Source organism: Streptomyces sp. NPDC103540 (assembly GCF_055584445.1).
In genome coordinates this window covers 235,050-247,898 of the sequence record NZ_JBVJMA010000004.1, presented here as the reverse complement: position 1 = coordinate 247,898, position 12,849 = coordinate 235,050, and the positions used below count along the sequence as shown (strand labels likewise).

Annotated in this window: 11 protein-coding genes; all 11 read right to left on the bottom strand. The window is 75.0% G+C overall.

Annotated features, from left to right (window positions below; translation table 11 throughout):
• Nucleotides 1-62 precede the first annotated feature (62 nt).
• Nucleotides 63-2,624: an FtsX-like permease family protein gene (locus tag ACZ6ZI_RS11965; protein ID WP_469518989.1), complete on the bottom strand. Its 2,562-nt coding sequence runs from the start codon at nucleotides 2,622-2,624 to the stop codon at nucleotides 63-65.
• Entirely contained in the window at nucleotides 2,624-3,403 is a 780-nt protein-coding gene (locus ACZ6ZI_RS11960) for an ABC transporter ATP-binding protein (protein WP_363052754.1), read from the bottom strand. Before ACZ6ZI_RS11960 ends, ACZ6ZI_RS11965 begins: the two co-directional genes overlap by 1 nt.
• Nucleotides 3,404-3,598: 195 nt before the next feature.
• A complete protein-coding gene (locus tag ACZ6ZI_RS11955) occupies nucleotides 3,599-4,327 on the bottom strand; it encodes a hypothetical protein (protein ID WP_469518986.1) in 729 nt (242 codons plus the stop codon).
• Between the two features lie 117 nt (nucleotides 4,328-4,444).
• A complete protein-coding gene (locus tag ACZ6ZI_RS11950) occupies nucleotides 4,445-5,266 on the bottom strand; it encodes a 4'-phosphopantetheinyl transferase family protein (RefSeq protein WP_363052750.1) in 822 nt (273 codons plus the stop codon).
• Between the two features lie 31 nt (nucleotides 5,267-5,297).
• The gene (locus ACZ6ZI_RS11945; protein WP_469518984.1) at nucleotides 5,298-6,695 is read right to left on the bottom strand and encodes an alkaline phosphatase family protein; all 1,398 of its coding nucleotides are present in this window, start codon (nucleotides 6,693-6,695) and stop codon (nucleotides 5,298-5,300) included.
• Nucleotides 6,692-8,023, bottom strand: a complete 1,332-nt coding sequence (gene eboE / locus ACZ6ZI_RS11940) for a metabolite traffic protein EboE (protein ID WP_469518982.1) — start codon at nucleotides 8,021-8,023, stop codon at nucleotides 6,692-6,694. The genes ACZ6ZI_RS11945 and eboE overlap by 4 nt, the downstream gene beginning before the upstream one ends.
• A 22-nt stretch (nucleotides 8,024-8,045) precedes the next feature.
• Nucleotides 8,046-8,903: a TatD family hydrolase gene (locus ACZ6ZI_RS11935; protein WP_469518980.1), complete on the bottom strand. Its 858-nt coding sequence runs from the start codon at nucleotides 8,901-8,903 to the stop codon at nucleotides 8,046-8,048.
• A 32-nt stretch (nucleotides 8,904-8,935) separates the two neighbouring features.
• A complete protein-coding gene (locus tag ACZ6ZI_RS11930) occupies nucleotides 8,936-9,658 on the bottom strand; it encodes an EboA domain-containing protein (RefSeq protein WP_469518978.1) in 723 nt (240 codons plus the stop codon).
• Nucleotides 9,655-10,629 (bottom strand): sugar phosphate isomerase/epimerase family protein, encoded by a 975-nt coding sequence (locus ACZ6ZI_RS11925; protein WP_469518976.1) that lies wholly within the window; start codon nucleotides 10,627-10,629, stop codon nucleotides 9,655-9,657. The genes ACZ6ZI_RS11930 and ACZ6ZI_RS11925 overlap by 4 nt, the downstream gene beginning before the upstream one ends.
• The gene (locus ACZ6ZI_RS11920; RefSeq protein ID WP_469518974.1) at nucleotides 10,626-11,624 is read right to left on the bottom strand and encodes an SCO3242 family prenyltransferase; all 999 of its coding nucleotides are present in this window, start codon (nucleotides 11,622-11,624) and stop codon (nucleotides 10,626-10,628) included. The genes ACZ6ZI_RS11925 and ACZ6ZI_RS11920 overlap by 4 nt, the downstream gene beginning before the upstream one ends.
• Complete coding sequence (locus tag ACZ6ZI_RS11915; protein WP_469518972.1) at nucleotides 11,621-12,829, bottom strand: inositol-3-phosphate synthase; 1,209 nt, start codon at nucleotides 12,827-12,829, stop codon at nucleotides 11,621-11,623. Before ACZ6ZI_RS11915 ends, ACZ6ZI_RS11920 begins: the two co-directional genes overlap by 4 nt.
• Nucleotides 12,830-12,849: the final 20 nt, after the last annotated feature.

Genomic DNA, 12,849 nt, shown 5'->3' with positions numbered 1-12,849 from the left:
CCGGGCGACAACGGCCGGAGGGCCGGCCCCCCGAGGGGGCCGGCCCTCCGGCCGTTGTGGTGCTACTGGCGGGAGCCGATGACGTCCGCGGGCCGGCCGGTGAGGGCCAGGCGGCCCGGTACCAGCGTGGCCAGGGCCGTCAGGAGCGCCGCGAAGCCGAGGACGCCGAGGTACATCCACCCGTCGATGGAGGGGGACGCGGAGCCGGTCATCCCGACGCTGAAGGCCGTCAGGACCGCGAAGGCCACGCCCGTGCCCAGGACCGAGGAGATGACGACCACGAGGGCCGCCTCGATGCGCAGCATCCGCATGACCTGGCGCCGGGTGGTGCCGACCAGCTGGAGCAGCGCGAACTCGCGGGTGCGGTCGGAGACCGACATCGCCAGCGTGTTGACCACCGCGATCGCCGTGAAGGCGATGATCAGGCCCATGGCGACGTAGTTCACCTCGGCGTTGGACTGCTGCACCTCCGCCTGGAGGTCCTCCACCTGGTCGCGGTCGAGGACTCCGACGCCGGGGAGGCCGCCGAGTGCCTTCTGCAGTTCGGCCCGGCCGGGCTTGCCTGCGTCGGCCGTCTTGACGAGCAGCGAGGAGGCGAGCGGGTTGTCGACGTGCTTGGAGACCAGCGCGTGGGACATCGTCAGGTCACCGAAGCCGAGGCCCCGTTCGTAGACCGCGGCGACGTTCAGCTCGGTCTCGGTGCCGTCGCCGAGGGTCAGCTTCAGCTTGTCCCCGGGCTTCTTGCCCAGGTTGTCGGCGGCGACGTCGCTCAGGGCGACGCTCTGCGCGTCGAAGCCCTCCAGGCTGCCGGCGGTGACGCCCGGGTCCCACGTCAGGGTCAGGCCCTGGGTGGAGACGCCCTGCGCCGGGTACTTCTCCAGGCCGACGCGCACGGAGGTGCGGACGACCTCGGTCACCGCGGAGACTCCCGGGACCTTGCGGAGGTTCTCGGCCGCCTGCGCCGGGACACCGGGGCCGGCCGCGCCGACGACCCAGTCGGCCTTGTTGCCGGCCTTGGCCTGGGCGGTGGCCGCGGCGCCCATCGTGGTCTGGACGAAGAACACCGTGCAGGCCATGCCGATCAGCAGGGCGAGCGGGGTGACCGCGGCGGAGACCCGCTTGGTGTTGGCGCGGGCGTTGGCCGTGGCCAGGTAGCCGCCGACGCGGGAGGCCCGCAGCGGGATCCCGAGGACGGCGACCGCGAGGCGGGCGATCAGCGGGCCCAGGAGCGAGATCGCGGCCGACAGGACGACGACCGACAGGAAGGTCACCGGGGTGGACGCGGGCTCGCTGCGCAGCGCGGCGAGGACCACGAGGAGGACGATGCCGCCGGCCAGGAAGGCGACGCCGGTGCCGATGCGGCCCCAGGCGAAGTTCCGCTGTTCCATGGAGGCCTCGGACAGCGCCTCGGCGGGACGGATGCGGGCGGTGCGGCGGGCCGAGATCCGGGCGGCGGCCCAGGCTCCCAGGAGCGCCGCGCCGATGGCGGCGAAGAACGGGAAGACGCTGAAGGTGACTTCGAGGGTGTCCGGGATGGCCTTGAAGCCGACGAACTTCCCGTGCAGCCAGTAGGCGATCGGCAGACCGGTGACGGAGCCGAGGACGCCGGCGAAGAAGCCGACGATCAGCGCCTCGCGGCCGATGAGCTGGCGGACCTGCTTGGGGGTGGCGGCGATGGCGCGCAGCAGGGCCAGTTCGCGGTAGCGCTGCTGGATGGAGAGGGCGAAGGTGCCGACGACCACGAGGATCGCGACGAGCAGCGAGGTGCCGCCGATGGCGCCGCCCATGGAGACCAGCTTGATGCGGGCCTTGGCCGCGTCGAGGAACTCGACCGGACCGCGCTCGCCGCCGGTGACCACCTGGGCGGAGGTGCCGTCGAGGGCCTTGGAGACCTGCGAGGCGAGTTCGCCGGTGGACACGCCGTCCTTGGGCAGGACACCGACGACGGCCACCTGGCCGGCGCGGCCCGAGAGCCGTTCGGCCTCGGCGTCCGAGAAGAACAGCGAGGTCTGCTGCTTGAGGTCGCCGCCGGACGGGGCGGCGATGCCGCTCACCCGGTAGACGCGGGGGGAGCCGGTCGCCTGGACGGTCAGCTGGGCGCCGGGCTCGATGCCGGCACGGCGGGCCAGCTCACGGTCGACGACGACCTCGTCGGCGCCGACGGGGGCGGCGCCCTCGGCGAGGGTGAAGGGGGTCAGGGCCGCGGAGGTCCAGGAGTGCCCGTAGGAGGGCTTGCCGTCCACGCCGGGGACGACCTGCCCCTTGGGGGTGACCGCGTGGGCCGGGAAGGTGATCTCAGGCAGGGCGGCCCGGACGCCGGGCAGGGAGGCCAGCGTGGTGACGGTGTCGGCCGGGAGCCAGACGCGCTCGCCGAGCGGCTTCTCCTTCTCCTTCGTCTTGGTCTTGTCGCCCTTCTGCTTGACGGTGACCTGGTGGACGTTCTGGTCGCCGCCGACGATCACCGGGGCGCCGGAGTAGCGTTCGGTGCCGATCGTGCCGCGAAGGCCGGTCTCCAGGAGGATGCCGCAGGCCGTGACGAGCGCGGCGGCGCAGAAGAGGGCGAGGAAGGCCCCGATGAAGCCGCCCTTGCGGGCGCGCAGGGTCTGGAGGGCGTAGCGCAGCATCAGGCCCACGCTCCCAGGTGGGTCATGCGGTCGGCGACGCGGTCGGCGGTGGGCGCCTGCATGCGGTCGGCGATCCGGCCGTCGGCGAGGAACAGGACGGTGTCGGCGTAAGAGGCGGCGACCGGGTCGTGGGTGACCATGACCACGGTCTGACCGGTCTCGTCGACGCAGGAACGCAGCAGGGAGAGGATCTCCTTGGCGGTCACCGTGTCGAGGGCGCCGGTGGGCTCGTCACCGAAGATGACGTCGGGGCGGGTGATCAGGGCGCGGGCGATCGCGACGCGCTGCTGCTGGCCACCGGAGAGTTCGGCGGGCCGGTGCGTGGCCCGACCGCCGAGGCCCACCCGGGTGAGGATCTCCTCCAGCCAGACCGGGTCGAGGCGTTCGCCGGCGAGGCGCAGCGGCAGCTCGACGTTCTGGCGCACGGACAGCGCGGGAATCAGGTTGAAGGCCTGGAAGACGAAACCGATGCGCTCGCGGCGCAGCTTGGTCAGCTGGGTCTCGTTCATCCCCCCCAGTTCGGTGTCCCCGATGAAGGCCTTGCCGCTGGACGGCTTGTCGAGGCCGGCCGCGCAGTGCAGGAAGGTGGACTTTCCGGAACCGGACGGTCCCATGACGGCCGTGAACGAGCCGCGCTCGATGCCCACCGAGACCCCGTCGAGCGCGCGCACGCCCCGGCCGGTCTTTCCGTACTCCTTCACGACGCCGTCCAGGCGCAGCGCGAATCCGGGAGATCCGGCGGCGCTGCGCCCGCGGAGGCTGTTCGTCTCGGTCCTCATGCGCGACCAGTCCTTCCAATGCTTTTGAGGGGGGAATGTCAGCAGCCCCATCCGCACGGGTGGCGGATGCAACGCCACCGATCCTGGATCGCGGATCTATATTGCCTCTACTGGGAAGGCCCGGAGGTACGCCTTTCGGCCGGGGGCGGGGAGCCTCCGGCCAAAAACCGTCTGCGCGGGGTGGGTCGGTCGCGTTCAGCGGCCTCGGCGGCCCCTCGTCCAGCGGTGACCGAGGGCCGCCGCGGTGGCGGCGACGCACAGGCCGTAGCAGACGAGGACCCACGGGGCGGGGGCGCGTCCGGCGCCGAGTCCGTGGACGAGACCGGCGAGCCAGGCGGCGTAGGCGAGTCCGTGGAGGATGCGGAAGGGGCGGATCCAGCGGCGGGTGGCGAAGACGCCCCGCCACAGGCCGGTGACGAGGGCGAGGACGAACAGCTGCGCCGCGAGGGTGCCGAGGTCGACCAGGAGGTCGCCGGTGCCGAGGAGGGCGTCGGTCGCGGCGATCCGCTCGCCGGCGACCTTGACGCCGATGTGGACCAGCAGGAAGCCGACGCCGATCAGGCCGGCCGCCCGGTGCAGGGTCTGGGCGAGCTGCCGGCGGCCGGGGGTGAGGACGTCGCGGAAGACGGTGGCGAGGCCCAGCATCACGGAGAGGGACAGCGAGACCAGGGCGAAGACCCCCGCCATCTCGTCCAGGAACTCCTGGACGGAGCCGCCGACGAGCGCGCCCGTCGACAGCAGCAGGGCGACGACGAGCAGCCCGGCGCTCACGGCGCGCAGCCCGGGGGCCGGGGTGTGCGGCGGCCCCTTGCGCACGGGCGCGGCGGGTGCGGGTGCGGTGGCCGCCGCCGGGGCGGGGGTGGTGGCGGTGCCCGGGGCGGGGTCCGTGGCGGGGTCGGCGGTGGAGGTGGCGGGCTGGGCCATCAGGAACTCCGTGAGGGGTCTGGTTCACCGTGCGGGAGGGTGGTCCGGCCCGGCCCGGACCCCACGGGGTGAGGGTCCGGGCCGGGCGGTGCGGGGGCCGGCGGGCCGGCGGGAGCGCTACGAGGGGCCGTGGCGCAGGATCGGGCCGAGCGGGGAGCCGTCGATCGGCCGGGCCAGCGAGGCCGACCAGTTCCCGTTGAGGTCGAGGTCGTCGACCTGCCAGCTGCTGACCTCGCCCCGGTAGCCGTGGTCCACCACGAGCGGGCCCGGCACGGCGGGCCGCACGTCCAGGGCGTTGAGGTCGATGCCGAGCAGGCCGAGGCCGACGCCCTTGAGGACGGCCTCCTTGCGGGTCCACACCCGGTGGAAGGCGGCGGTCCGCTCGGGGCCGGCCGGCAGCGACAGGATGTACGCGTGCTCGGCCGGCGCCAGCACCACACTGGCGAGGGAGCCGGACTCCACCGGGCGCAGCGCCTCGATGTCCACGCCGATCCAGTCGCCGGCGTGCAGGGCCAGCACCCCGCACCCGCCGGTGCGGGTCAGGCTCAGCGCGAGCCCGACGGCGGGGCTCGCCACGGCCGGCGGGCCGTGCTCGAGGTCGCCGCAGCCGGGGCAGACGCGGCGGCCGAGGGCCACCGTACGGGCGTCCACGCCCAGCAGCTCGCCGATGGCGCGGCGGGCGCCGGCGCGGGTGCGGGTGAACGCCGCGGCGTCCCGTTCGTGGCGGTAGCGGCGGGCGCGCACCTGCTCGACCTCGTCGAGCAGGTCGAAGTCGGCCTGGTCCACGTGGTCCTCGAAGGGCCACCACCAGACGTGGGCCTCACCCGTGGCCTTCAGTCGCGCGGCCTCCCGGGCGGCCGCCTCGGGCACGGGCAGCGCCCCGGTGCGGTTCGTGTGATCGATGGGGCCGCGGGCCGCGGCCAGGGTCTGGCTGGTCATCGGATCCTCCTCTCACCCTGGAGGGTGTTGTTCAGGTCAGTCCGCCGAGGCGCAGGAGCAGGTCCTTGACCTCGGTGGCGTGGTAGCGGGCCCGTTCCTGGGACGGGTCCGAGCAGAGCAACATCGGCCCGTCCCGGTCGTCCTCGGGCAGACGTCCGTGGCTGCCGCGGACGCAGCCGGGGTCGAGCGGCACCACCTGGAGCGGTGCGCGCATCCCCGCCTTCTTCTTCAGCACCGCGAGGGCCGCCTTCGCCTTGGCCGCCGGGTCGGCGGGGTCGAAGAACAGCTCGGCGGGGTCGTAGCCGGGCTTGCGGTGGATCTCGACGCCCCGCGCGAAGTCGGGCGCGCGCCGGTCGTCGAGCCAGTAGTAGTAGGTGAACCAGGCGTCGGGTTCCGATACGGCCACCAGTTCGCCGGAGTTCGGGTGGTCGATGCCGTAGTCGGCCTGTTGCGTGCGGTCCCAGATCTCGTCGACCCCGTCCAGGGACTTCAGCACGTCCCGGACGCGCGGGATGTCGACCGGGTCGGCCACGTAGACGTGGGCGGCCTGGTGGTCGGCGACGGCGAAGGCCCGGGAGGTGTACGGGTCCAGGTACTCCATGCCGCGCTGGGTGTACACGGACAGCAGGCCCTCGCGGCGCAGCGCGCGGTTGACGTCCACGGGCCGGCTGACCGGGGAGATGCCGTACTCGCTGAGGGCCACGATGGTGGTGCCGCGGGCGCGCAGGTCGTCCAGGAGCGGTCCGAGGGCGGCGTCCGCCTCGCGGGCGGCGCGGACGGCCTCGGGGCTGTCGGGGCCGAACCGCTGGAGGTCGTAGTCGAGGTGGGGGACGTAGATGAAGGACAGGTCGGGGTCGCGGGTGTCGGCGACGTGCCGGGCGGCGCCCGCGATCCAGCGGGTGGAGGTGAGCGAGGCGGTCGGCCCCCAGTAGTTGAACAGCGGGAACTCGCCTTGCGCGGCGGTCAGTTCGTCCCTCAGCGCGGCGGGCACGGTGTAGCAGTCCGGGGCCTTGCGGCCGTCGTAGTGGTAGACGGGGCGCGGGGTCAGGACGGTGTTGACGTCGGCGCCCATCGCCCACCACCAGCACAGGTAGGCGGTGGTGTGGTCGGGGTCGTGGCGCCGGGCGGCCTGCCAGACCTTCTCGCCGCCGACGAGGGCGTTGTGCTGGCGCCACATCATGACCTCGCCGTGGTCGCGGAAGTACCAGCCGTTGCCGACCGCCCCGTGCTCGCGCGGCAGGGTGCCGGTGGTGAGCGTGGCCTGGACGGTGGCGGTGACGGCGGGGAACACGGTGTCGAGCGGGGCGGCGAAGCCCTGCTCGCCGATGGCCCGCAGGTTCGGCATGTGGGGCAGCAGGCGCGGGGTGAGGCCGACGGTGCACAGGACGGCCGTCTTCCTCCGGGCGGAGGGGCGGGTGGAGGCGGTCACGATCCTGGCTCCTTCTGCGCGGTGGCGGCGGCTCGGGCGGCGGTGGCGGCGGTGGACGGGGTGGCGGCGGTGGACGGGGTGGCGGTCGACGGAGCGGTGGTGGTCGACGGAGCGGTGGTGGTCGGGGTGGTGACGGTCGGGGTGGTGGTCGGGGCCGGCGTGGTGGTCCTGAGGCCGAGGGCGGTCAGCTCCCGCGCCGTCCAGTCCAGTTCGGCGGCGATGCCCCGGGCCAGGCCGGCCCCGCCGACCGGCCGCCCCTCCTCGGGCAGCACCGACCAGGTGTAGGTCTCGACCTCGATGTGGTCGGTGACGGCGTGGGCACCGCCGAACAGCGTCCGCAACGTGTCGCGCAGCACCGGCGAGGTCGAGGCGAGCGGCGGGGCCGGCTCCTCGTGCAGCGGTACGTGGTAGTGGATCCGCCAGGGCGCCTCGCCGGGCAGGGCGCCGGCGAGGGCCGGCCCCAGGTCGTCGGAGCCGAGCAGCTCGCCCCCGTTCGGCGCGGCCTCCCGGGTCTGGTGCAGGAACCGCGGCTCGGCGAAGGCCGCCAGCGCCTCCCGCACCCGGGGGTCGTTCGGGTCGGCGGCCTCCAGGGCGCTGGAGGCCTGCACCTTGACCACCTGGAGCCCGGCCGTGAGCAGGCGGGCGACGGCGGTGTCCGGGTCCTCGTGTGCCACCGCGAGGTGGCACGTGTCGAGGCACAGCCCGATGCGTTCGTGGTCGACGTTCTTGAGCACCTCCACGGCCTGCTCGGTGGTCTCCGCCACGCAGCCCGGCTCGGGTTCGACGGCGACCCGGATCGTGCGGCCCGTCTCCGCCTCGACGCGGCGCAGTCCGGCGGCGAGCGCGTCGAACTGCCGCATCGCCGCGGCGGCCTGCGTGCGCGACCAGGCGGTGCGCCAGGCCAGCGGCAGGGTGGACACGGAGCCCCGTTCGGCGTCGTCGGGCAGCAGCCCCGCCAGGACCCGGGCCAGGTTCAGCGTGTAGTCCAGGCGCGCGGGCTCCGACCAGTCCGGGTAGTAGACCGCCCGTTTGACGACGGGGGCGTGGAAGCCCTTGTACGGGAACCCGTTGAGGGTGACGGTCTCCAGCCCGCGGACGGTCAGCTCGCGACGCAGCCGGGTGACGGCGGCCGGGTCGGCGGCGAGGGCCGACGCCGCGTCCACCGGCAGCCACAGGCCGAGGCCGATGACGGCGGCGCCGGTGGCCCGGCGCACCGGTTCGGCGTACGCCGAGAGCTGGGCGGTGATCCCGTCGAGGGTTTCGGCGGGGTGCACGTTCGTGCAGTACGAGAGGTGGACGGCGGTGCCGTCCGCGTGGCGGAAGCGCATCAGGCGGTTCCTCTTTCCCTGATCAGTTTCCGCCGCGGGCGATCGAGTTGCCGGCGTAGAGGCCCGCGGCCTGCTCCTCCGTGTACCCGTCGAGGCCGAGCCGGCCGGACTGCGCGTAGAAGGTGACGGGGTTGCGCCACAGCACGCGGTCCACGTCGTCCTCGTCGAATCCGGCGGCGAGCATGGCCTCGCCGGTGGCGCGGGTGAGCAGCGGGTCGCTGTGGCCCCAGTCGGCGGCGGAGTTGACGAGGATCCGCTCGGTGCCGTGTTCCTTGAGGATGGCGACCATCCGCTCGGGGGTCATCTTGGTGTCGGGGTAGATGGAGAAGCCCATCCAGCAGCCGGAGTCGTGGACCTCGCGGACGGTGACCTCGTTGAGGTGGTCGAGGACGACGAAGCCGGGGTCGATGCCCGACTCGCGGATGACGGCCAGGGAGCGGCTGGTGCCGCCCGCCTTGTCCCGGTGCGGGGTGTGCACGAGGGCCGGCAGCGCGAACTCGACGGCGAGGCCGAGCTGGACGGCGAAGGCGTGCTCCTCGGCGTCGGTGACGGTGTCGTAGCCGATCTCGCCGACGGCGACGACCCCGTCCTTGGCGAGGTAGCGCGGCAGCAGGTCCAGGACGGGCGTGCAGCGCGGGTCGTTCGCCTCCTTCGGGTTGAGGCCGATGGTGCAGTGGTGGCTGATGCCGAACTGCGCCGCCCGGTAGGGCTCCCAGCCGAGGAGCGCGTCGAAGTAGTCGGTGAAGCTGGAGGGGGAGGTGCGCGGCTGGCCCAGCCAGAACGCGGGCTCGACCAGCGCGCGGACGCCGGCGGCGTGCATCGCTCGGTAGTCGTCCGTGGTGCGGGACGTCATGTGGATGTGCGGGTCGAAGATGCGCATGGTCGGGCTCCGGTAGGGGGGTGGGGGGAGGGTCAGTTGTCGAGGGCGGCCACGGCCCACAGGTCGGCCGGTACGGTGCGGTCGGCGGCCCGTCGCTCGGCCGCGAAGCCGTGCGCCATGCGGGCCAGTTCGGCGTCCCGGCGCTCGTGCAGTCCGGCCACCTTGGCCAGCGGGATGCCGGTGAACAGGCACTTGAGGACGGCCTGGCGCCAGCGGTACTGGTCGAGGTGGGCGCGGGCGTAGGGGCCCAGGGCGGCGGCGATGAGCCGGTTGTCGTTGGTGCGCACGGCGTCGTCGGTCAGGTGCGTGGCGCGGTCGCCGATCGGCAGGAACGGCAGCGCGCGCAGGACGCCCCGGCGCTCGGCGGCGTCGCCGTGCGCGTAGCGGTCGGCGGCCTCGCGGGCGAGGGCCTCCCCGGTGACGGAGCCGGAGCCGTGGCGGGTGAGGGCCAGCAGCAGGACGGTGCGTACGGCGTCCTCGACGGCCCAGTCGGCCCAGCCGGGCAGGGGGCCGCGGCCGTACTCGCGGCCGGCTGCCGGGAAGCGGCGGTCGAGGGCGGCGGGGCCGTCCGCGGCCACGGCGGCGACGGCGGCGGTCAGCCGGACCCGGTGCTCCTGGTCGAGGACGGAGCGCAGGGACTCCTCCAGCGTGCGCAGGGTCAGCGCGTCGTGGACGGCGCGGTCGGCGTGGTCGGCGTTGTCGGACGCGGTGGCGGGCGCCGACGGGGCGGGCGGGGCGAGGGTGGGAGCGGTCATGCCGGTACGGCCTCCTTCTTCGACGCGTGGCGCTCCGGGGAGCCGGACGGCCCGGGGAGCGGGGGGAACCGGTCCGCCGGGGACGGTGTCGCCGTCGACCGGCGCGCCCGCGGGTGCGTGGCGGCGGCGCGCAGGAAGGCGATGCTGTCGGCGGCGGTCTTGGCCCCGGCGTGGCTGTGCCGGGGAAGTTCTACGGAGACCAGGCCCCGGTAGCCGGTGTCGGCGAGTGCGCCCAGCACCGGCGGGAAGTCGATCTCCCCCTCCCCGAAGGGCAGGTGCTCGTGGGTGCCCCGGCGCATGTCCTCGATCTGGACGTGGGCCAGGCGGTCGGCGGCCAGTTCCACGCACCGGGCGACGGGGTGGGGTTCCAGGCACCGGCAGTGTCCGAGGTCCAGGGTGAGCCGCAGGCGCTCCGGCCGGCCGAGGTCGGCCAGGAGCCTGCGGTATCCCGCCAGGTCGGCGACGAGCATGCCCGGTTCGGGTTCGAAGGCCAGGTCGACGCCGGTCGCGTCGGCGTGCGCGACGAGCCGGGCACAGCCGTCGACCAGCCGCTGCCAGGCCTGCTCGCGGGTGGTGTCCGGGTCGGCGGCGCCGCTCCAGAAGTGGACCGCCTCCGCGCCCAGTTCGGCGCCGATGTCGACGGCCCGGCGCAGCAGGTCCAGGCGCAGCTCACGACCCTCGGGCGCGGCGGACAACAGCGTGGGCCGGTGCTTGCGGCGCGGGTCGAGGAGGTAGCGGGCGCCCGTCTCGACGACGACGGCCAGACCGGTGGCCTCCAGGGTGCGCCGGACCTCGTCGACGCGGGCGGCGAGCCCGGGGCCGTACGGGTCCAGGTGCTGGTGGTCCAGGGTCAGCGCGACGCCCTCGTAGCCGAGGTCGGCGAGCAGCCGCAGGGCGTCGCCCAGGCGGTGGTCGGCGAGGCCGTTGGTGCCGTAGGAGAAGCGGGGCGCCGGGCCGTGGGGGGCGCTCACGTCGAGGACACCTTCCGGGCGAGGCGGCGTACGAGGGGCAGGGCCGCGGCGAGCGGCACGGCGACGCGGGGGGCGCCGCCCCGGACGGCCAGGGCCGCCTGGAGCGGGAGCAGGGCGTGGATGCCGGCGCCGACGGCCCGGCGCACCTCGGGGGCGGCGCCGGGTCCGCGCAGCACGCGGACCAGCTCGGGGGCGTGGCTGCCGGCGTACAGGGCGAGCGCGGCCGCCTGGGCCGCTCCGGTCGTACGGCGGACCGTGCCGGCCGCCGCGACGGCGGAGGCGGCCAGCGCCAGGGCCGCCTCGCGGGGCGGTGCGCCGTCGACCTCGTGCCGGCTGAGCCGGGTCAGGCCCAGGGTGTGCGCGGCGACGGCGGCGGCCGGCACCAGGGCCGGGCGGGCCGGTCCGGGGCCGGTGCCGTGGAGGACGTCCAGCGCGCGGGCGGCGGCCATCACGGCGGGGCCGAGCGGGGTGTTCTTGGCGCCGAGGTCGTAGGCCCACACGGCGGCGGCCAGGGGCAGGGTGCGGCGCAGGGCGGTGCGGGGGCCGCCGGCGAGGGCGGCGACGCCGAGGCCCGCCGCGGTCAGTGCGGCCGCGGTCGCCAGGGCGGCTCGGGGGGTGATCCGGCCGGAGGGCAGGGGGCGTTCGGGGCGTTCCACCGCGTCGAGTTCGCGGTCGGCCCAGTCGTTGAGGGCCATGCCCGCCCAGTAGAGGCAGACGGAGGAGGCGGCGAGGCCGAGGGTGCGGGCCCCGGTGCCGCGCCCGGCGGCCAGGGCTCCGGCGAGGACGTCGCCGGGGACGGTGATCGCGGCGGGCGCGCGGACCAGTTCGACGTGGGCGCGCAGGGCGCGCCGCGCGTGGAAGGCCCGACCGGGGAAGGGCGGCAGGACCAGGGGCGCGTCGGCGGCGGGCGCCGGCGCGGCGGTGGGCCGCGCACTGCTCGCGGCCCCGGCCCCGGCCGTCGTCCCGACCGCGCCGGCGGGCTGGAGGGTGGTCACGGCCGGGCCCCCGTCAGGGGGTGGGCGCGTCCGGCCGGCCGCACCCGGTCGGCGTTCGCCCAGGCCGTCAGGGCCTCGTACTGGAGGGTGAGGTTGTGCTCGGCGGAGCCCGCCGGGTCCTTGAAGAAGAAGCCGAGGGCCGGCAGCGCGCCGCTCTCGCCGCGGCGGGCTCCCAGGGCGGCCAGCCGCACCAGGTCGAGGACCAGGGGGGCGGCCAGCGCGGAGTCGCAGCCCTGCCAGGTGAACTGCATGGTCATCCGCACGCCGAGGAAGCCCTCGAAGGAGATGTGGTCCCAGGCGGTCTTCCACTCCCCCATCTCGGGGACGTTGTCGATGTGGGTCTGGCCCTGGACCGCGTGGCCGACGGTCTCCTCCAGGCTGCGCTGCTTGGACTCCGTCTTGGAGCGGGCCGCCGCCGGGTCGGCGAGGGTCGCGCCGTCGCCGCCGCCGAGGAGGTTGGTGCCCGACCAGGACCGCAGGCGCAGCGCCCGCTGGGTGAACATCGGCGCGAGGGCGCTCTTGACCAGGGTCTCGCCGGTCTTGCCGTCGCGGCCGGCGTGGGGGACGCGGCGCAGTCGGGCGAGCTCCTCCAGGGCGGGCAGCGCGGCGCCGGCGGAGGGGGTGAAGTTGACGTAGGCGCAGCCTGCGGTGAAGGCGGCGTAGGCGTAGAGGGAGCTGACGGGCAGGGTGAGGGAGCCGTCGGCGAGCGCGGACTCCAGGGCGGCCAGGTTCAGGAAGGCGGGGTCGGGATCGGGCAGCGGCTCCGTGGAGGAGACGTTGACGACGACCACCTGTTCCAGGCCGTGCCGGTCGCGGAAGGCGGCCATGTCAGCGGCGAGGCGGGCCGCGGTCTCGGACTGCGGCTCGCCGGCCCGGGGGGAGCCGTCGCGTATCTCCAGCTCCGCCGCGGCGAGCGCGGTGTCCAGGGCCCCCAGGATCGAGTGGGGCAGGACGCCCGCCTCGGCGAGTTGGCCGGCCCTCGCCGACAGCGGGGTGTCGACGACGTCGTGGCCGCCGAACACCAGGTCGGCGAGGGCCGGCAGGGGTGCGTCACGGAACGGGGGCGTTTCGGTGACGCACCCGACGGGGGAGGCGGCACCCGCGACGATGGCCGCCGCGCCGGCGACGGCGGCCGTCGCGACGGAGCCTCGCGCGCCGACCATCCAGACGCCGATTCGGGGAGAAGGTCCGGTCGTGTCTCGCATGGTGTGCCAATCCTCCTGAG

Coding starts and splice junctions, on each gene's coding strand:
- ACZ6ZI_RS11930 (WP_469518978.1), bottom strand. CDS start 9,658: ATGACCGCTCCCACCCTCGCCCCGCCCGCCCCGTCGGCGCCCGCCACC.
- ACZ6ZI_RS11950 (WP_363052750.1), bottom strand. CDS start 5,266: ATGACCAGCCAGACCCTGGCCGCGGCCCGCGGCCCCATCGATCACACG.
- ACZ6ZI_RS11955 (WP_469518986.1), bottom strand. CDS start 4,327: ATGGCCCAGCCCGCCACCTCCACCGCCGACCCCGCCACGGACCCCGCC.
- ACZ6ZI_RS11915 (WP_469518972.1), bottom strand. CDS start 12,829: ATGCGAGACACGACCGGACCTTCTCCCCGAATCGGCGTCTGGATGGTC.
- ACZ6ZI_RS11965 (WP_469518989.1), bottom strand. CDS start 2,624: ATGCTGCGCTACGCCCTCCAGACCCTGCGCGCCCGCAAGGGCGGCTTC.
- eboE (WP_469518982.1), bottom strand. CDS start 8,023: ATGCGCTTCCGCCACGCGGACGGCACCGCCGTCCACCTCTCGTACTGC.
- ACZ6ZI_RS11960 (WP_363052754.1), bottom strand. CDS start 3,403: ATGAGGACCGAGACGAACAGCCTCCGCGGGCGCAGCGCCGCCGGATCT.
- ACZ6ZI_RS11935 (WP_469518980.1), bottom strand. CDS start 8,903: ATGCGCATCTTCGACCCGCACATCCACATGACGTCCCGCACCACGGAC.